Here is a 17,980-nt window from a genome sequence, read left to right as displayed (position 1 = left end):
TACATTTTCGACAAACTATCGCCTGCGTTTACCGTATGTTTGCGCCCGGCACGTAATTGCCCCGTAGCTGAATGAGCGGGGCGAATGCCGGAGACACACAACAGATATGCTGTGAACGACAGCGGGCAAGCCGGGCGTGCTAGGCGCGGCGATGAAAGACGCGTGGCCAGATCCGATGATACGGAGATAGTCCCGGCCGTCGACCGCCGTCGCAAACGCCTCGATATAGACGGTCTCATCGTCCCCCGCTTGCAGGTCAACATCAATGCCGCGCGGTTCGCCTTGCAATCCATCGACGTTCTCGCGGTCGCCGGAATCATCGCGTTGAGCGCATGGCATCATTATATCGGGGCCAATGATCAAGCCGTGCTGGCGCCTGCCGCGGCCGCGATCATGGGCGCGGGCATCTTCGTTTCCCTTATGAAATTTGCGCACGCCTACCGCTTCAAGCCGACTGAGACGCCCGGCATGCATCTCAGAACCGTCTTCGTCGCCGCCCTCGCTGCACTCGGTGTCTGGCTGGCGGCGGCCTTGATTCTGCGACCCGCCAGCTTCCAGCCGGATTCGCTCGCTCGGTCCGGACTCTATGCCGTCGGCGCGCTCATGATACTGCATGCCCTCTATGCCGTACGATTGAAACGTCTTCACCTGACAGGACGTCTCGCTCCAACTGTGGTCATGCTCGGTGCCACGGAAAGCGCACAACGTATCATCGAGGAGAATGCGAAGACAAAAGAACTCAACATCGTCGCCATTTTCGACGAAAGACTCGCCCGCGCCCCGATCGATATTCACGGCGTACCGGTTGTCGGCAAGATCGGGGATCTGCTGCAATGGGAAGGGCTGCCTTATGTCAACCGCATTGTCGTTACCCTTCCGAGCGCCGCCGCAGCGCGCAAGAAGGATTTCGTGGAAAAGGTCAGGCTTCTGCCGAACCGCATCGCCTATGTTTCGGACGCATTCGAGAACCTCGACCATGTCAAACAGCGCCTTTCCGAAATCGCCGAAATCTCCCTCAAAGATGTAACGGGGAATCCGAAATCAGGACGGCATACGGCGCTCAAGCGCTTGAGCGACATTATCTTGGCCTCTGCTGCGCTCACGATCCTTGCTATGCCCATGGCTATCCTGGCATTGATAATCCGCATCGACAGTCCAGGCCCGGTTCTGTTCCGACAGCCGCGGCATGGCTTCAACAACCGCATTTTCGATGTCCTTAAATTCCGCACGATGCGCAGCGATCGTTGCGACCTCAAGGCCGAACGCCAAACCGAAGCCGACGATCCGCGCATCACGCGGATCGGCCGTTTGATCCGCAAGACCTCGATCGACGAACTTCCCCAACTCATCAACGTGATCAAGGGAGAGATGAGTTTGGTCGGACCTCGCCCGCATGCCGTTGGCATGAAGACCGCAGGTCGCGACAGCATGGAACTGGTCGAGGAATATGCGCACCGCCACAAGATGAAACCCGGAATGACGGGATGGGCGCAGATCAACGGGTCGCGCGGCCCCTTGCGCAATGGCTACGACGTGCAACGCCGGGTGCAGTTGGACATCGAATATATCGAACGCGCGAATATCATCTGGGACATCATCATCATGGCCAGGACGATTCCGGTCCTGCTGGGCGACCGCGGGACCGTGCGGTGAAGATGGGCCGTACCCTTCTGGCCTATCTCCCGGTCAATCTGGCGAATGTGGTGGTCAGCTTCGGACTGATCGTCCTTCTGACACGGTTGCTGAGCCCTGAGGAATTCGGTCGCTACGCCGTTGCGATGATTACGCTCCAATTCGTCCATATGGCCGCCTTCACCTGGCTGGAGGCATCCATGGCGCGGTTCCAGGCGAGAGCTGAAAGACAAGGCGACCTGGCATCCCATCTACGGACCCTATATGTGATGGCCGCCGTTTCGGGCTGCGGCATGGTGATGGCGTTTCTGGCGCTTCTCTTCGCACTGCCACTGGCCACGCCCATGAAAACGGCCCTGGGGTTCGCGATAGGCTCCGCTGGTCTTCAAGTCGTGTTCAACATCGGCATGGAAGCACACCGGGCCTCGCACCGCGTCGCACGCTACAGCCTGACCTACTCCGTTCAAACTCTGCTGTCCTTTTCCGCAGGGATCGCGCTCGTCCTGTTCACACCGTTGCGCGAAGCCGGACCCTTTCTCGGCATCGCGATCGGACTATGCTTGGGACTGGCCGTGGATTTGCCATTCATGCTGAAACGGCAGGCAGGCGGGCGCTTCCAGGCCGACAAGGCGAAGCGCTATGCCGCTTACGGTTTTCCGATCTGTTTCAGCCTGGTCCTGGGATATGCCCTGAACACGTCGGACGTGTACATCATCGCCGCCATGATGGGCGACGCCCCGGCCGGCCAGTACAATGCTGGATATAATCTGGCCAACCGTCCGCTGGACATGCTGTTCATCTGGATATCCATGGCCATGACACCGGCAGCCGTGACGGCTTACGAAAAAGGCGGTTTCGACAAATCCCAGCCTATTATGCGCAGCTATGGGTCCACATTGCTTTGGGTGACGATGCCAGCCGCGATCGGAATCGCGCTTGTCGCCGAAGATGCAGGCTTCATACTGGGCGAAGGTGTGCGAGCGGAAGCCGTAACCGTCATGCCGCTCATAGCGATTGCCGGACTGATCAACGGCGTCGTCACATATTATGTCCAAAGAGCATTCATGCTGTCCGGGAAAACACGTGAAATCATATGGGTCATGGTCCCGCCGTTGGTCTTGAACATCGGCTTGAACATCCTGCTTATCCCGGATTTCGGGTTGATGGGCGCCGTCGCAGCGACATTGGCCGGATATGCCGCCGCCCTTATTCTATCTGTGGCGGTTTCGCGGCGTCACTATCCCCTGCCTTTGCCCGTTCGTGAGGCGCTGGAGGTCTTGTTGGCCTGCGGGATCATGACGGTCGCCATTCTGACGCTGCCGTCTGACAATCTTGAACCCGGTGCGTTCAGCTTGATTGTGAAAGCATTGGTCGGCGCATTTACCTATATCACTGTGTGTTTGATGATCGACGCGGCGGGATGCCAAAGGCTTATAGGTCAAGCCGGCCGCTGTTATCGCCGCCGGAATCTAGCAGAGCCGGCAAAGTGACGCCCATCCTGTCAATTCTCGTCCCGTTTCACCGGGACGATCCGTCGATCTTGCTGGAGTCGCTCGCTCGACAGCGGATCGAGGACGGATCGGTCGAGCTCCTGCTCATGGATGACGGTACGGATGACGACGGTCTGACGCGCCGCGTCAGCAAGGTCGTTGAGCCTTTCCCCTTTCCGGTGCGCTTAATAACGTCCCGCATGAACAGAGGGCGCTCCGCGACGCGAAACGCCTTGCAAGCATCCTCGACGGCGGATTGGGTTCTGTTTCTGGACGCAGACATGCGCATCGACCACTTGCATTTTCTGCAAACCTATCTGGATAGGTCACAGAAAGGCGATTGCGATATCGTCTTTGGGGGGTTCACCTTGGAACCAAGGCCGCATGACCGTCGGACCCAACTTCACCATGCGCTATCCCGATCCTCCGATTGCATGAGTGCTGAAGTCAGGGAACGCAAAGGCGCGCAACATGTCGCCTCGTCGAATTTGTGCATCAGGAAATCGGTTCTTCAGGCGCAGCCCTTCGATCCGGCTTTCGAAGGATGGGGTTGGGAAGACAGTGAGTGGGCGGCCAGGGTCGCCCGAACCCACCGGCTTTGTCATGTCGACAACCCAGCCGTTCACCTTGGACTGGAAACAGCGGAAACGCTACTGGACCGTTTTGCGATGTCCGGGGGTAATTACAGGCGTTTCGTCGATACGCAGCCGGCGCTGGCTCGCAGATTTCCTTTGTACCGGATCGTCAAACGCCTAGAATCCATACCGGGGCATGAAATCTTCCGTCCTGCCTTACGACGCCTTGTTCTCAGCCGCGCTACGCCGATGCGCGCCAGGATATTTGCCCTCAAACTCTGGCGCGCTTCACATTATGCCGAGGCCATGCTGTGATCGAGACGATCCATACTCCGGGCCGCGATATCGCGTCGAGGCTACGGCGCCGCCTGTCCCGTCACACTTACAGGCGCACGGTCCGTCCCTGTCTGTCGCGCGGATTGGTCAGCCTGTCATTCGACGACTGTCCCCAGTCCGTGGCCGAAAATGCCCTTCCCATGATCGAGGACAAAGGCTGGCGCGCGACGATCTATGCATCGATGGGGCTGTGCGGCACAACCAATCATCTGGGTCTGCACATGAGCGAAGACGAGTTGCTGGACGCACACAGACAAGGCCATGAAATCGCCGACCACACCTATAGTCACCTAGACGGCATGCGAGTGGGACTAGAAACTTTCATCGACGACATCGAGCGCAACAGATCCGCATTCGAAAGCATAGGTCTGCCGGAAGCCGAGACGTTCGCCTATCCTTACGGCGAAGTGACGCCGTCTCTCAAACGCGCGGTGAATGGCCGTTTCAGATTAGCGCGTGGCATTCATCATCCGCACGGTGGAGAAGTCGATCTCGGTCTTGCCCCGGCAGGCCGGCTCTACTCTGCGGAACTGAATACGACGCTCGACTTGATAAAAGACGCAGCCCGGGAAAAACGGTGGCTGATCCTCTTTGGTCACGACGTTCGCGAGAATCCGTCGGATTATGGCTGCACGCCTGACGAACTCGGCCAGATCGTCGACCTTATCGCTGCGCTTTCGCTCGATGTCAGCCCGATCAAGGACGGTGTGCGGAAAACGATCCCATGATACCTGGTCTCAGCATCGTCATCCCGACCTACAAGCGCCCTCAAGGTCTTGCTGTCCTACTCGACAGCATCGTTTCGGACGTCGAAGGCCGGAGCGACATAGCCGTGATCGTTGCGGACAATGACAGGGAACGCTCCGCCGAAGCGATTGTCGAACGCATCGCCGCAACCGCTGCGCTGCACTTCGAATATACGGTCGCTCCCGAACCCGGTGTGTCCAACGCGCGGAACGCCGCGATGGATCTGGTCCGCTCGCCTTGTGTGCTCTTCCTCGACGACGATATGGAAGTCATGCCTGGCTTCGTCGATGCCATGCTGGCGACGAGCCAGGCGCTCGGAGCCAGTCTGACGTTCGCGCCTATCCGAGCCGTATTGCCACAGGATGCAAACCGTCTCGCGGATTGGCTGGCACCTCTGTTCTCACGCCAGATCGATGGGGAAAGCCGATTGATCGAACAGGTCCAGGGGACGGGCGGGTGTCTTTTCGACATGCGCGGATTGACCTTGCCCTATCCGGTCTTCGACCCGGCTCTGAATGAAACCGGCGGAGAGGACGACGCATTGTTCGCCGCGATCTTGCGCCAGGGCGGTCGCGCGGCTTGGTGCGCGGAGGCGCAGGCGATGGAACATGTGCCAACACATCGAACGACGCTGAAATATTTATGGACACGCCATTTCGCCTATGGGCAGACACCCTCCCGGTTGGCAGCAGGAAAGGGTCTGTTCGGCGCTCCGGCCGTCATGAAGTGGATGGCGGTCGGCAGTGTGCAGTCTTTCGTTCACGGCGTCGCTTGGCTATGTCTCAGGCTGGCCGGCCGTCCGAGCCATGTCGGCCAGCTGGGCCGCTTGGCCCAAGGGATTGGCAAAGTCTTCTGGTGGGATGGGTTGAGCCCCAGATTCTACGGTCGCAGCGCGCGCTAGATCGCGCGGCCAATGGCTCCGTCGCGATAAGGGTTGCCCGCACCATATCCGGCATGTCCGTCGGCGAATGCATGTCCTTGATCCGGATAGGCGACAGGGGAAACTTCAGGCCGCAGCACGTCTTCGGTCCATTCCACCGGACCGGAATGTGCGGTGTCACGCACAGTGCCGTCATGCAATCTGTCATCGGAGGACTTCAATATCGCGTTGGGCCGCTCGACCTCATGGTATTGGGACGAATGTGACAGGTTTTGTACGACGGGAGGCTGACTGGTCCATACCCCGTTCTGGCGGACATGGGATTGTTCGACCGGTGTCTCGTATAGACGCGGGTCTAGATAAACCTTGAACAGCGCCAACATGAACAGGGTGAAACCCCATGCGGCGGAGGCCCCGACAAATATCATCATCCGAATGTTGCGGCCTTTGACTGGATAGGTCGCCTTGGAAATGACGCGCACATTCTCTGCTGCATTCTCGGATTGCTGCTGTTTGATCAGCGCGTCCTGTTCCTTGTTGAGATACGTGCTAACCCGTGTGTTGAGCGTGTCCCACTCGCGCTGGATATCGCTATAGGACGGTGAAAGGGACCGCATCTGGCGCAGCTTTCCGTCGGCGGCTTGTAATTGACGCTGCACCACGGCTTCGCGTTCGCGCAGGCTGTCGGCCGCGGATGCAAGCGTGTTCCTCGATTTCAAAAGATCTTGGTGAACGGGGTTGGGGCCGATCCGCCGTCCTCCCGACGCACGGCCATCGCCTGTCTGCTGTAGGGACCTGAGCTGTTCGATCTCGAATTGCTTCTGGCGAACCGGATCGGAGTTCGGCAGATATTTCGCCAATAGCTGCTTGAGTTCCAATTCCGCCTGGGCGATCCGGTTCGACGCGCGATCATCGACATAGAGGTCGATTGTGGCGGGCGTCTGTCGAAGCTGGCCTTCGACACTGGCAAGCGAACGTTCGGTTTCGACCCTCTGCGCCTGCAGGGCATTGAGCGAAGCCCGCAAATCCTCGGTTCTTTCGCTGGCGCCTTCTTGCTCGGACCGAAAGTCCGATATGCCGTTCTTTGCGAGGAAAGACGCCATGCGCCTCTCATTGAGCCGGAGCTGTCCTTCGGCATCCTGCCGCCGTTCCGAAACGATTTCGCTCGCGCCGTCCACGAACAAGGCGCGCCGGTAATCCATATAGGCGTCGATCAACCGGTTCATGGTCGCGACCGCCATTTGCGGATCCCGGTGTTCGAACGAAGCATCGATGATGGACGAACGCGGCCGGATGGCGACATCGAAGTTCTCATCCATTTTCTTCCGCAGTTCCATATAGGCCAGTTGGTGGGCCATGGATCCATCCGGATGTTGCGCCAGTTTCCGGGCGGCGTCCCTGTCGAAAGCGGCAAGGCCGCCCGGCGCTTCCGACAGCTCTGCGATAACCGTATCGATCACGATCGGGTTCTTCATGATCGCCACTTCGTTTAAAGTGATTGTGTCGGGGGTCTGCATCAGACTGGATTGGCCCTGAGACCCGGCGGCCGGCTGGTAGACATATTCATCGCCAAGCTGGACCATGATCGTACCCAGTCCAGCGTAGGTGCGCTTGATGTCCGCTGTCAGAAACCAAGCGGCAACGATACCGACCGCCGTCAATGGAACGACCCAGAGCATTTGCCGCATGAGCGACCCGAACATTCGACCAAGCCTAATCGGTGGTACTGCGTTCGGATAGCCGTCATCGCCGTGTGGCGGCGTCTCGGACCGTCTCGCCTGTATCGGGACAGATGAAATGGGGGCGTGTGGGATATCCGGCTCGTAAATCGGGAGCGGGTCGCCATGCGTCACGGCCGGAGCCATGCCACGCCTCACCCTTCTCCGTCCGAACTTGAGCATCCTGCCAGCCCTCACCGCGCACTCCGGCATGGAGCGTCCTACGGCTTATGCCGTGGGCGATTTAACAATTCCTTATCCATTCTTGTTAACTATCGTCTTTGAAGTTTTCCGTCCGGCACACCGTTATGGCAATTCAACACAGATGCAGCGCAAGACGGCTCCCAATCTATGCTGTCTTGTGCCTGTTGGCCTTGTCCGTTTCATCCGAAGGTTGGGCTCAATCCCGCTATGGCGGCTCGCATACCCTTCATGCAGCGCCAAGCCCGTATCGAGCGCCGGTTTACCAGGCTCGCAGTATGGGGCGTTACGGCCATTCGGGTTTCCCCAGTGCGTCGGGAGCCACGGTCATCCCGGCTTTGGGCCAGTTTCAACAATGGATGGAATGGGAGCCTGAATACCGGCTTGTGCCGGGCGACCAGCTCGACATCGTCGTCGGTTCGGCGCCGGAGCTGTCCCGCACATTGACCGTCGGTCCTGACGGACGGGTCGTCATGCCGATGAGTCCGCCCATCATGGCCGCCGGTCGCACATTCACCGATCTCCAGAATGCGCTCATGATCGAGCTCGGCAAGCAACTGCGCGATCCGCGCATATCGGTGACCCCAAGGGCCTATGCGCCGGAACAGATATATGTCGGCGGCGAGGTCGGACAGGCTGGCACCTACACACTCAGCGACCGGATCGGTGCGCTGGAAGCGATCTTCATGGCAGGCGGTCTCCGACCGACCGCTCAAAGCCGCGAGATCGCCGTCCTGAGGCGTGCGCCAAACGGCGGAATGATGTTGCGCACGGTGAATTTGCGCGACGGTCTGCGCAATATTTCGGTCTATAACGACAATGTCCAGCTTCGGCGCGGCGACATCGTCTTCGTTCCGGCCAGCACCATTGCCGAGGTCGGCCGTTTCGTGCAGAATTTCCGGAATGCCCTGCCGATCGATTTCAATCTCAGCTATCAGTTCGGCGCCAATGGCGGGAACGGCACCACGGTCATCACGCCGTAAGACGGCTTGAGGGGACTTCACGCAACCCGGACGCAATACCCCGATCGGGATCAGGCGGCGAGGCTCTCGCGGTTCTCGCTCAGCCAGCCACGCGCCGCTTTCTGAGCGAGCGTAAGATCGGCCGACGACATTTCCAGCTTCAACTCGTCACGGTAGGCTTTGGCCGGATCGGAACCCATCATCGCCGCGAGACTGAACCACTTATGAGCCTCGACATAATCCGGACCGCGGTCCTCCACATCCGTGGAATAGATCAGTCCAAGCTTGAACAGATCGTCCTTGGTTGCGGTTGCCACGACCGCATCAGACGCTTCTTTCACTTCCATCATCGTATAGGCCATTGCGCCCTCCGTTAATCCACTCACCCGGTCCGACGGACCTGGAACCGCGGCGTCCTGTTGACCGGACGTCCTCGATGGAAACAACTTTTGGGTGACGGGGCTAACAACTCGTAAATTCGCTTCCGATTAATATCGGTTTATACTTGTTACGAAGCATTGTAAGTTGGTTAACATGAAGACGAACTCGTGTATGGAATTGCTCGCTTAAGTCTATACTTCACCGTTCACATATATCGACAAGTATGAATATTCATCTTTCGGTGACGAAAAACTTCGCGAAACGTCCAGTCAGCCGTAGAATTTCGCGACATCGGACAGCGGTGCGCGATCCGAACGCAGATCGTTCACCGAAGCCTCTGGGTCGGCGTAACCCAATGCCATGCCGACAAGGACATGCTGACCCGGCTCTATATCGAGCACGTCATGGCAAACACTGCTCCAATTGCGCCACCAGCCCTGCGGTGCCGTATGCAGTCCCCGTTCGCGCGCCAGCAACATGATCGACTGCAACAGGATTCCGATATCCATATGCTGTGGCATTTCGAGGCGTTTATCGCCGGTGATGATCAAGCCGACCGGCGCCCCGAAGAAACGGGCGTTCTCGGCAAGCCAGCGCAACCGGGCCGGTTTGTCCTCACGCGGAATGCCGAGCAATGCATACATGTCCTCGCCCAGCTTGTAGCGCCAGGAACGGTGCGGCTCCCATAATGGTGACGGGTAGGCGCGGTAGGTCGGGTCTTCCCGATCGCCCCGCAAGGTGCGCGCCGTGGCGAGCGAGGTGAAGCGCTCCAACGTTTCGCCCTGCATCACGTGAAGGTTCCAAGGCTGCAGATTGCCACCCGAAGGACTCCGCATAGCCGTTTCCAGAATAGACTTCGAAATGGCTTCAGGCACTGGCTTGTCCAGGAAAGCGCGAACCGTGATTCGGGTGCGCAGAGCGTCGGACACGGATGGGGCGGGATCGGTCGTCAAAGGCATGACGACAGGTTAGCCGCTCGCGTCGGTCCGTTCCAGTCGCGTCGCATCCTTAGCCGCCATCTGATGGCCGAGACGGCCCAAAACGAACCATTGCCCCAATCCGAACAGCAGGACTCCTGCCGCGATGATCCGACCTGGCATGGCACCGCTTGAAATCCACAGGACGAAAGCGACCAGCGCAAACGTCACCCATGCCGTAGCAATCCGGAAGACCCTCAAGCCCGTCATACCGTCAGCCATTTGACCTAAAGTCCGAGTTTGCTGCGTAGCAATTCGTTGACCGCTTGCGGGTTGGCTTTGCCCTGGCTCTTTTTCATGACTTGGCCCACGAAGAACCCGACAAGTTTTGGATTGTCCTTCGCCTTCTCGGCCTGGTCCCGGTTCGCGGCGATGACCTCGTCCACCATGGCTTCGATCGCGCCCATGTCGGTGACCTGCTTCAGGCCGTCACGCTCGATGATCTCGTCCGCCGTTCCTTCGCCCTCGAACATCTTTGAGAACACATCCTTGGCGATCTTGCCGGAAATCGTCTTGTCCGCGATCCGGTCGATCAGGCCGCCCAGCGCGTCCGCGGACACGGGACTGTCCTCGATACCGATTTCGTCTGCATTGAGGCGTCCGAATAGCTCGCCCATCATCCAATTGGATGCCGATTTCGGATCGCGCTTCTGCGCCACGATTTCGAAATAGTCGCCTGTCGCCTTGTCCGATGTCAGCACGCCGGCATCATAGTCCGGCAGTCTGAATTGCTCTACGAAGCGGGCTTTCCGTGCGGCTGGCAGTTCCGGCAAATCGGCCTTGATACGGTCGATGAAGTCGTCCGACAGCTCAAGCGGCAGCAGATCCGGATCGGGGAAATAGCGATAGTCGTGCGCATCCTCCTTGGAGCGCATCGTCCGCGTCTCGCCCTTGACCGTATCGTAGAGACGCGTCTCCTGATCGATCTCGCCGCCCGCTTCGAGGATCTCGATGTGGCGGCGGGCTTCATAGCCGATGGCTTGACGGATGAAACGCAAGGAGTTGACGTTCTTGATCTCGCAGCGCGTGCCGAGCTCGCCGCCCGGTTTACGGACCGAGACATTGACGTCGGCGCGCAGGTTGCCTTTCTCCATATCGCCGTCGCAGGTTCCCAGCGCGCGCACGATCTGGCGCAGTGCGTCGACATAGGCCGACGCTTCCGCGGCTGAGCGCATGTCGGGCTTGGAGACGATTTCCATAAGGGCAACGCCCGACCGGTTCAGATCGACATAGGTCTCATCCGGCGACAGATCGTGAATGGATTTCCCGGCATCCTGCTCCAGGTGCAACCGCTCGATCCCGACGGTCACAGGCTCGCCGCCTTCCGGCACGATCTCGATCTCGCCTTCACCGACGACCGGATGCTCGAACTGGCTGATCTGGTAGCCCTGCGGCAGGTCCACGTAGAAATAGTTCTTGCGATCGAAGCGGGAGAACTTGTTGATCTGCGCGTTCAGGCCCAGCCCGGTGCGAACCGCCTGCTCCACACAATACTTGTTCACGACAGGCAGCATGCCGGGCAGACCGGCGTCGACAAGCGCAACTTGCGTATTCGGCTCCGCCCCGAACGCGGTCGGTGCGCCGGAGAACAGTTTGGCGATGGAGGCGACCTGCGCATGGACTTCCAGCCCGATGATTAGCTCCCAAGGGCCTGTCTCGCCCTGGAGCCAGTCTTTTTCATCCGCAACGCGGGGGGCGATGAAGGTCATGGTCTAGCTCCACCACTTGTCGGGTTTGGCATCGAATCCGGCGGCCTTTTCCAGCGCTCCGGCTGCCTTGAACACCGTGCTTTCGTCCAGCGCGCGGCCGATGATCTGCAGGCCCAGCGGCAGGCCGTTGCCGTCCAACGCCGCAGGCACCGAGATCCCTGGCAGCCCGGCGAGGTTCGCCGTCACGGTGAAGACGTCGTTGAGGTACATCTGGATCGGATCGTTGATCTTCCGGCCCACCGGAAACGCCGCCGACGGCGCGGTGGGGGTCAGTAGCACGTCGCAGCTTTCCCACGCCTGGCGGAAATCGTCGGCGATCTTCGTCCGCACTTTCTGCGCGCGAAGGTAATAGGCATCGTAATAGCCCGCACTCAACACGTAAGTCCCGATCATGACGCGCCGGCGGACCTCGTCGCCGAAGCCTTCCGTGCGGGTGCGCTCATAGGTGTCGGCGAGGTTCTCGCCCTCCACCCGCAAACCGTAACGCATGCCGTCATACCGCGCGAGGTTGGACGAGGCTTCCGCCGGCGCGACGACATAGTAGACAGGCAAGGCATATTTCGTGTGCGGCAGGGAGACGTCCACGATCTCCGCGCCCGCTTCGCGCATCCATTCCACGCCTTCGGCCCACACGGCGTCGATTTCCTTCGGGATGCCATCCATCGTGTACTCGCGCGGCACGCCGACGCGCAGGCCCTTGACGCTCTGTCCGACCGCTCCGCGCCAGTCCGGCACGGGTTCGTTGATCGAGGTGCTGTCCTTGGGATCGTAGCCGGCCATGCTCTCCAGCAGGATCGCGGCGTCCTCGACCGTCTTGGCGATCGGTCCGGCCTGATCCAGCGAGCTGGCGAACGCCACGATACCGTAGCGCGAACAGCGGCCATAGGTCGGCTTGATTCCGACCGTGCCCGTGAAGCCCGCAGGTTGGCGAATGGAGCCGCCCGTATCGGTCGCGGTCGCGCCGAGGCAAAGGTCTGCAGCGACGGCCGCCGCCGAACCGCCGGACGATCCACCCGGAACCAGATCTTCTCCATTGCGCCACGGGTTGATGACGGGGCCGAAGCAGGAGGTCTCGTTGGCCGAGCCCATGGCGAACTGATCGAGGTTGAGCTTGCCCAGCATGACCATCCCGTCCGCCTTCATATTGGCAGACACAGTCGATTCGTAAGGCGGGGTGAAGTCTCCAAGAATTTTCGACGCTGCCGTCGTGCGGACGCCTTCGGTGCAGAACAGATCTTTCATGCCCAAAGGCGCACCTTCGAGTTTGCCGATCGTACCGGAAACGCGGCGTTCGTCCGACGCCTTCGCCTGGTCGCGGGCCAGGTCGAAAGTCGGCGTTATGAAAGCGTTCAGCCCGGACGCCGCTTCGCAAGCTCCTATGTGGGCGTCGGTCAGTTCCATGGAGGAAAACTCGCGCGCCTTCATGCCGTCGAGCGCGCTTGCGAGCGTCAGTTTGGTCAGGTCGGTCATCGCGTTACTCCACGGACCGCGGAACGACGAAAAAACCGTCTTCCGTCTTGGGAGCGTTGGCCAATATCCTGTCGCGGATATTGCCGGATGTCACTGTGTCTTGACGCATCGGCGCGTCCATGGCGACGGCGGACGTCATCGGGACGACGTCCTCGCAATCGACTTCGTCCAGTTGCTCGATCCAGGCCAGAATACCGTTCAGGTCTTCCGCGATGCTCCCGCACTGCTCATCCTCGACATGAAGCCGGGAGAGTCTCGCGATCTTTCTGACGTCGTCGGCGCTGACGCCGTTCTTGGGTTCGGCCACTTGGCCCTCCGATTTTCCAAACAGGCGGCCCGTTACCAATGGCGGGATGCCCTCGCAAGCATGCGTCCGCCTCAAACGCATTGAAACAGCGACGACGCCTCGCTAACGGGCATATCGTCATGCGTTACGACAATCCACACATGTCCTCCGTCTCGCCGCGCGGAGGCAATGCGTTCACGCGCTGGTTCGGCTCGTTCGGGTTGAAGCTGATCGGGTGGGAGCTGAAAGGCCGGATGCCGGACGCCCCGAAATTCGTCATCATCGGGGTGCCGCACACTTCGAACTGGGACGCGATCGCGGCCTCGCTCGCCATGCTGGCCAGCGGGTTCAAATATACGTTCCTCATCAAGCAGGAATGGTTCTTCTGGCCGATGGGGCCAATCTTTCGCGGACTGGGCGGCTATCCGGTGGATCGGTCCAAGGGCAGCAATGTCGTTCGTCAGTTGGTCAAGATATTCAGGGAAAACGAACGGATCTGCATCGGTTTCCCGCCCGAAGGCACGCGCAGCAAGGTGGATCGCTACAAGACCGGCTTTCTGCGTGTCGCCTATGCCGCCAATGTCCCGGTATTCATCTGCGCCTTCGACGGACCGAACAAACACGTCGTGCTCGACCGGGAATTTCCGCTGACAGGAGATGCGGAGACCGATGCCAAGGCTATAAAGGACTACATTGACTCGACCTGGGTGGGCGTGAATCCGAAAAATCAATTCTGATCCTGATGCATTCGTAATTGAATGATGCCGTCGTTTCAGGTCTAGCAGCGCTCATGGATGCCCTACCCGATGATGATAACCCTGTCCCAGGGCGTACTGATCCCTCCGAAGCCTCGGCGCATGGATCCTATCCCCGTCAAGGCGGCCCAATCAGCCGATGGATCGGCAAGACGATTCTGGCGCTGATGGGATGGCGGTTGGCGGGCGAATGGCCTGCGGAAGACAAACTCATCATTGTCGGCGCGCCTCATACGTCGAACTGGGACCTGCCCCTGTCGCTCGGCATGCAGATGTCAACCAATCTACGGCTGAACTGGATGATGAAGGCGGAGGCTTTCGTTTGGCCGTTCTCGATCATGTTTAAGGCTTTGGGCGGCATTCCGATCGACCGTCGCGCTGCAGGCGCCGTCGTCAAACAAACGAGTGCCGTTTTTAACCGTCGCGACAAGATGTATCTGGGCATCACCCCAACTGGGACGCGAAGTTCCAAAGCAGGATATCGCAAAGGTTATCTGCGCATCGCATATGCAGCGGATGTGCCTATTTTCATCGTCGGCGTGGACGCACGGCGCAAAGTCCTGACCCTTGACCGCATCTGGCCGCTCACTGGTGATCTGGAGACCGACAATGACGCCATTCGCGATTATGTGCGCTCGACCTATCAGGGCATCAATCCGGAGAGAGGCTAGGCCTTTGCAGCGCTTCAGCGGTATGAGTAGGCGCACGCCATGGCCTTGATCGACCTTGAAAGCCTTGGCGAGACTTCCGGCGCTCTGCTGGGCCTGGACCCGGGCACCAAGACGCTCGGACTGGCCATATCCGACCGGACGAGGTTGATCGCAACCCCGCTGATGACCATCCGGCGCAAGAAGTTCACGCCCGATGCAACGCAGTTGCTGGCGCAATATCACGGCAATGATTGCACAGCGCTGATCGTTGGACTGCCGCTCAACATGGACGGTAGCGCCGGGCCTCGCGTGCAGAGCGTGCGCGATTTCTGCACCAATCTGCTGCGTCTGGAAGACATTCCCGTCTTCCTTTGGGACGAGCGGCTGTCCACGGCGGCCGTAACGCGCGACATGATCGAGGCCGATGTCAGCCGCGCCAAACGGGCGGAAAAGGTCGATGCGATGGCCGCAGGCTATATCCTGCAAGGCGTTCTGGACAGGCTGCGCGCATGATCGACTTTGATTGACTCTGATTGACTCTGGCGCGGTCCCTCCCCTAAGGCCCGCAAAGTTTTGACCCGGAGCGGCGCGTGACTCCATTCGAGGGATATGAGTTCACCAAGAGGCATTGCCTCGATATTTCCGATTTCCACCGTGCTGACATAGAAAACCTGTTGGCCTTGGGCGCCCACTACGCAGATCTCGACGTTCAAAAACACGGCCCGCGCGACGTGCTGACGGGTAAGACGCTCATCAATCTTTTCTTCGAGAACTCCACCCGCACGGAGAAGAGCTTCGAGCTGGCCGGACGACGGCTCGGCGCGGATGTCATCAATATGCAGGTCGCCAGCTCTTCCGTGAAAAAGGGTGAAACACTGCTCGACACGGCGGCCACGCTGAACGCCATGAACCCCGACCTGCTGGTCGTGCGCCATCCCAGTTCCGGCGCGCCGTCGCTATTGGCGCAGAAAGTGTCCTGCTCCGTCATCAATGCCGGCGACGGCATGCACGCCCATCCGACGCAGGCGCTTCTGGATGCACTGACGCTGCGACAGGCGTTCGACGGCGATTTCAGCGGGATCCGTCTCGCGATCTGCGGCGACATCCTGCATTCACGGGTCGCGCGTTCCAACGTCCAACTGCTCAATATGCTGGGGGCGGAGGTGCGTTTCATCGGTCCGCCGACCTTGATCCCGACCGATGCCGACCAATGGGGCGTCGAAGTCTTCCACGACATGAAAGCGGGTCTGGCAGGCTGCGACGCGGTGATGATGCTGCGATTGCAGCTGGAGCGGATGAGCGGCGCCTTCGTCCCGTCCAAACGCGAATATTTCCACTATTACGGTCTGGACCGCGAAAAGCTGTCTCACGCCAAGGACGGAGCCGTGGTCCTGCACCCGGGACCGATGAACCGCGGCGTGGAAATCAGTTCCGGCGTGGCCGACGATCCGGAGATATCCCTGATCACCCATCAGGTCGCTGCAGGCGTCGCCATGCGAATGGCGGTCCTGCACGGATTGGCGGAGGGCATTCGATGAGCATGCTGACCCTCACCGACATCCGTATCATGGACCCCGCCAGCGGACGCGACGAAACCGGCCATGTCCTGATCGAGAATGGCCGGATCGCCGCGATAGGCGAGACACCCGTGCGCGGCGAGGTCATCGACGGACGGGACCTGACCTGCGCACCTGGACTGATCGATGCACGGGTCAAGGCCGGCGAACCCGGGCAGGAAAACCTGGAGACGCTGGCATCGGCTTCGCGCGCCGCGCTGGCCGGCGGCGTGACGCAGATCGTGGTCCAACCTCAAACCGTACCCGTCATCGACGATCTCTCGCTCGTGGATTTCATTCTGCGCAAGGGGGAAGCCCTGCCTGTCGATGTGCATGTCGCCGGGGCCTTGACCAAGAATCTCGACGGTCGGACCATGACGGAAATCGGCCTCATGTCCGATGCAGGCGCCGTCCTGTTTGCATCAGGCCCGGACCCGATCGAGGACGCTCAGATCATGCGGCGCCTGATGGCCTATTCGGCGACGTTCAACGCGTTGATCAGCAATAGCCCGGTCACCCCGTCCCTGTCGGCGGGTACATGCGCGCATGAATCCGACGTATCGGCCCGGCTCGGCCTGCCCGCCGCCCCGGCCATATCCGAACGCATCATGGCGGAACGCGACATGGCACTGGCGGAACTGACCGGCGGCCGTTTGCTGATCGATCTGGTCTCCAGCGCCGAAACGGTGAACAGCATTCGCAACGCCAAACAACGCGATATCGATGTCGCGGCATCCGTATCGATCAACCATCTGGCGCTGAACGAACTCGATATCGGCGATTACCGGACCTTCGCCAAGCTCGACCCGCCGCTGCGCGAGGAACGGGACCGGCAAGCCCTTCTGCGGGCCGTGGAGGACGGCAGCATCGATATCGTCGTGTCCGATCATGATCCGCAGAGCGCCGGCCGAAAGCGTCTGCCCTATGACGAAGCGGCGAACGGCGCCGTCGGATTGGAACTGATGCTAGCCGTAGGCCTCAAACTCGCCGCCGAAGGCGAGATCGGCCTGATGCCGTACCTCAGGGCCGCAACATGCGCGCCAGCCGAATTGCTCGGACTGGAAGGCGGACGGTTGGCGGTCGGAGAACGTGCCGACATTGTGGTATTCAGCGAAACGGACCCTTGGGTCTTGGATTCTGACAAGCTGTTGTCACGGTCGAAGAACACACCATTCGATGGCCGTCGCATGACCGGTCGCGTCCGACATACGATCAAGAACGGCGAGATCGCCTATTCGGCTGTCCGCGGCTGATCGACTCCCGCTTTCTCCAGTTCGCGTCCCATCGTGCCGGTCAGAAAATGGAACAGCATCTTGAAGTCCGAGGCTAGCGACCAGAGCGGATAGGTGAATGTCGCCGGTTTGTTGCGCTCGATGAAGCCGTGGCTCATCCATGCGAAGAAATAGCCGGACACCAGCACCAGGGGAAGCCACAGCCAATTGCCGGTAACGATCACCGCGACAAGAACCATGATCGCTATAACCGTGCCGGCATAATGCCAAGCACGCGTCGCTGGGCGCGCATGTTCACGCAAATAGTAGGGCCAGAACTCTGCATAGCTATCGATCGTTCTCATGACATCAGTCTAACAGACCTTGGGCAGGCCGGAAAGTAATAGCCGTTAGCGCTTTGTTTACCCTGACTGTTTACCAAGA

19 protein-coding genes are annotated in these 17,980 nt (G+C 59.8%); 11 read left to right on the top strand and 8 right to left on the bottom strand.

The window, feature by feature from the left end; all coding sequences use genetic code 11:
* Positions 1-162 precede the first annotated feature (162 nt).
* From Q0718_RS10415 to Q0718_RS10395, 5 genes are read left to right on the top strand one after another with little or no spacing between them, the layout of a single operon-like run.
* A complete protein-coding gene (locus tag Q0718_RS10415; protein ID WP_298917390.1) occupies positions 163-1,653 on the top strand; it encodes an exopolysaccharide biosynthesis polyprenyl glycosylphosphotransferase in 1,491 nt (496 codons plus the stop codon).
* A gap of 2 nt (positions 1,654-1,655) precedes the next feature.
* On the top strand, positions 1,656-3,122 hold the full coding sequence (locus Q0718_RS10410) for a lipopolysaccharide biosynthesis protein (protein WP_298917387.1): 1,467 nt from the start codon (positions 1,656-1,658) through the stop codon (positions 3,120-3,122).
* A complete protein-coding gene (locus tag Q0718_RS10405; RefSeq protein WP_298917384.1) occupies positions 3,119-4,012 on the top strand; it encodes a glycosyltransferase family A protein in 894 nt (297 codons plus the stop codon). Before Q0718_RS10410 ends, Q0718_RS10405 begins: the two co-directional genes overlap by 4 nt.
* Complete coding sequence (locus Q0718_RS10400; protein WP_298917383.1) at positions 4,009-4,761, top strand: polysaccharide deacetylase family protein; 753 nt, start codon at positions 4,009-4,011, stop codon at positions 4,759-4,761. Before Q0718_RS10405 ends, Q0718_RS10400 begins: the two co-directional genes overlap by 4 nt.
* A complete protein-coding gene (locus tag Q0718_RS10395) occupies positions 4,758-5,681 on the top strand; it encodes a glycosyltransferase family 2 protein (protein WP_298917381.1) in 924 nt (307 codons plus the stop codon). Before Q0718_RS10400 ends, Q0718_RS10395 begins: the two co-directional genes overlap by 4 nt.
* Here Q0718_RS10395 and Q0718_RS10390 read toward each other — a convergent pair.
* Positions 5,678-7,363 (bottom strand): hypothetical protein, encoded by a 1,686-nt coding sequence (locus Q0718_RS10390; RefSeq protein WP_298917379.1) that lies wholly within the window; start codon positions 7,361-7,363, stop codon positions 5,678-5,680. The genes Q0718_RS10395 and Q0718_RS10390 overlap by 4 nt on opposite strands.
* A gap of 494 nt (positions 7,364-7,857) precedes the next feature.
* Here Q0718_RS10390 and Q0718_RS10385 point away from each other — a divergent pair, with 494 nt between their 5' ends.
* Entirely contained in the window at positions 7,858-8,562 is a 705-nt protein-coding gene (locus tag Q0718_RS10385; RefSeq protein WP_298917376.1) for a polysaccharide biosynthesis/export family protein, read from the top strand.
* A gap of 50 nt (positions 8,563-8,612) precedes the next feature.
* On the opposite strand, the gene Q0718_RS10380 is transcribed toward Q0718_RS10385, so the two are convergent.
* The 6 genes from Q0718_RS10380 to gatC form a co-directional block, all read right to left on the bottom strand.
* Positions 8,613-8,903 carry a hypothetical protein gene (locus Q0718_RS10380; protein ID WP_298917374.1) on the bottom strand — a complete coding sequence of 97 codons (291 nt, stop codon included), beginning with the start codon at positions 8,901-8,903 and terminating at the stop codon, positions 8,613-8,615.
* A 288-nt stretch (positions 8,904-9,191) separates the two neighbouring features.
* Entirely contained in the window at positions 9,192-9,881 is a 690-nt protein-coding gene (locus Q0718_RS10375; RefSeq protein WP_298917372.1) for a nitroreductase, read from the bottom strand.
* A 9-nt stretch (positions 9,882-9,890) separates the two neighbouring features.
* Positions 9,891-10,109 (bottom strand): hypothetical protein, encoded by a 219-nt coding sequence (locus tag Q0718_RS10370; RefSeq protein ID WP_298917369.1) that lies wholly within the window; start codon positions 10,107-10,109, stop codon positions 9,891-9,893.
* Between the two features lie 17 nt (positions 10,110-10,126).
* The gene (gatB, locus tag Q0718_RS10365) at positions 10,127-11,608 is read right to left on the bottom strand and encodes an Asp-tRNA(Asn)/Glu-tRNA(Gln) amidotransferase subunit GatB (RefSeq protein WP_298917366.1); all 1,482 of its coding nucleotides are present in this window, start codon (positions 11,606-11,608) and stop codon (positions 10,127-10,129) included.
* 3 nt (positions 11,609-11,611) lie between these two features.
* Positions 11,612-13,078, bottom strand: coding sequence for an Asp-tRNA(Asn)/Glu-tRNA(Gln) amidotransferase subunit GatA (gene gatA, locus Q0718_RS10360; RefSeq protein WP_298917364.1), 1,467 nt, complete (start codon positions 13,076-13,078; stop codon positions 11,612-11,614).
* Between the two features lie 4 nt (positions 13,079-13,082).
* Positions 13,083-13,385, bottom strand: coding sequence for an Asp-tRNA(Asn)/Glu-tRNA(Gln) amidotransferase subunit GatC (gatC, locus tag Q0718_RS10355; protein WP_298917362.1), 303 nt, complete (start codon positions 13,383-13,385; stop codon positions 13,083-13,085).
* A 119-nt stretch (positions 13,386-13,504) separates the two neighbouring features.
* Here gatC and Q0718_RS10350 point away from each other — a divergent pair, with 119 nt between their 5' ends.
* From Q0718_RS10350 to pyrC, 5 genes are all read left to right on the top strand, one after another.
* A complete protein-coding gene (locus Q0718_RS10350; RefSeq protein ID WP_298917359.1) occupies positions 13,505-14,101 on the top strand; it encodes a 1-acyl-sn-glycerol-3-phosphate acyltransferase in 597 nt (198 codons plus the stop codon).
* A 17-nt stretch (positions 14,102-14,118) separates the two neighbouring features.
* Complete coding sequence (locus Q0718_RS10345; protein WP_298917356.1) at positions 14,119-14,790, top strand: 1-acyl-sn-glycerol-3-phosphate acyltransferase; 672 nt, start codon at positions 14,119-14,121, stop codon at positions 14,788-14,790.
* 39 nt (positions 14,791-14,829) lie between these two features.
* On the top strand, positions 14,830-15,282 hold the full coding sequence (gene ruvX, locus Q0718_RS10340; protein ID WP_298917353.1) for a Holliday junction resolvase RuvX: 453 nt from the start codon (positions 14,830-14,832) through the stop codon (positions 15,280-15,282).
* 77 nt (positions 15,283-15,359) lie between these two features.
* On the top strand, positions 15,360-16,307 hold the full coding sequence (locus Q0718_RS10335) for an aspartate carbamoyltransferase catalytic subunit (protein ID WP_298917349.1): 948 nt from the start codon (positions 15,360-15,362) through the stop codon (positions 16,305-16,307).
* A complete protein-coding gene (gene pyrC / locus Q0718_RS10330) occupies positions 16,304-17,578 on the top strand; it encodes a dihydroorotase (RefSeq protein WP_298917346.1) in 1,275 nt (424 codons plus the stop codon). The genes Q0718_RS10335 and pyrC overlap by 4 nt, the downstream gene beginning before the upstream one ends.
* On the opposite strand, the gene Q0718_RS10325 is transcribed toward pyrC, so the two are convergent.
* Entirely contained in the window at positions 17,557-17,901 is a 345-nt protein-coding gene (locus tag Q0718_RS10325; RefSeq protein WP_298917343.1) for a DUF962 domain-containing protein, read from the bottom strand. The genes pyrC and Q0718_RS10325 overlap by 22 nt on opposite strands.
* Between the last annotated feature and the right edge of the window lie 79 nt (positions 17,902-17,980).

Origin of the sequence: uncultured Algimonas sp. (assembly GCF_947498175.1) — a bacterium.
Lineage (GTDB): Bacteria > Pseudomonadota > Alphaproteobacteria > Caulobacterales > Maricaulaceae > Litorimonas.
The sequence above is the reverse complement of the archived record's forward strand: the minus strand, read 5'-3'. Positions and strand labels throughout refer to the sequence as shown.

Bases quoted from the DNA above. Each gene is read 5' to 3' on its own strand.
- Q0718_RS10395 (WP_298917381.1), top strand. From the start codon at position 4,758: ATGATACCTGGTCTCAGCATCGTCATCCCGACCTACAAGCGCCCTCAA.
- Q0718_RS10375 (WP_298917372.1), bottom strand. From the start codon at position 9,881: ATGCCTTTGACGACCGATCCCGCCCCATCCGTGTCCGACGCTCTGCGC.
- Q0718_RS10350 (WP_298917359.1), top strand. From the start codon at position 13,505: ATGCGTTACGACAATCCACACATGTCCTCCGTCTCGCCGCGCGGAGGC.
- pyrC (WP_298917346.1), top strand. From the start codon at position 16,304: ATGAGCATGCTGACCCTCACCGACATCCGTATCATGGACCCCGCCAGC.
- Q0718_RS10410 (WP_298917387.1), top strand. From the start codon at position 1,656: ATGGGCCGTACCCTTCTGGCCTATCTCCCGGTCAATCTGGCGAATGTG.
- Q0718_RS10380 (WP_298917374.1), bottom strand. From the start codon at position 8,903: ATGGCCTATACGATGATGGAAGTGAAAGAAGCGTCTGATGCGGTCGTG.
- ruvX (WP_298917353.1), top strand. From the start codon at position 14,830: ATGGCCTTGATCGACCTTGAAAGCCTTGGCGAGACTTCCGGCGCTCTG.
- Q0718_RS10385 (WP_298917376.1), top strand. From the start codon at position 7,858: ATGGGGCGTTACGGCCATTCGGGTTTCCCCAGTGCGTCGGGAGCCACG.
- gatA (WP_298917364.1), bottom strand. From the start codon at position 13,078: ATGACCGACCTGACCAAACTGACGCTCGCAAGCGCGCTCGACGGCATG.
- Q0718_RS10325 (WP_298917343.1), bottom strand. From the start codon at position 17,901: ATGAGAACGATCGATAGCTATGCAGAGTTCTGGCCCTACTATTTGCGT.
- gatB (WP_298917366.1), bottom strand. From the start codon at position 11,608: ATGACCTTCATCGCCCCCCGCGTTGCGGATGAAAAAGACTGGCTCCAG.
- Q0718_RS10370 (WP_298917369.1), bottom strand. From the start codon at position 10,109: ATGACGGGCTTGAGGGTCTTCCGGATTGCTACGGCATGGGTGACGTTT.
- Q0718_RS10390 (WP_298917379.1), bottom strand. From the start codon at position 7,363: ATGTTCGGGTCGCTCATGCGGCAAATGCTCTGGGTCGTTCCATTGACG.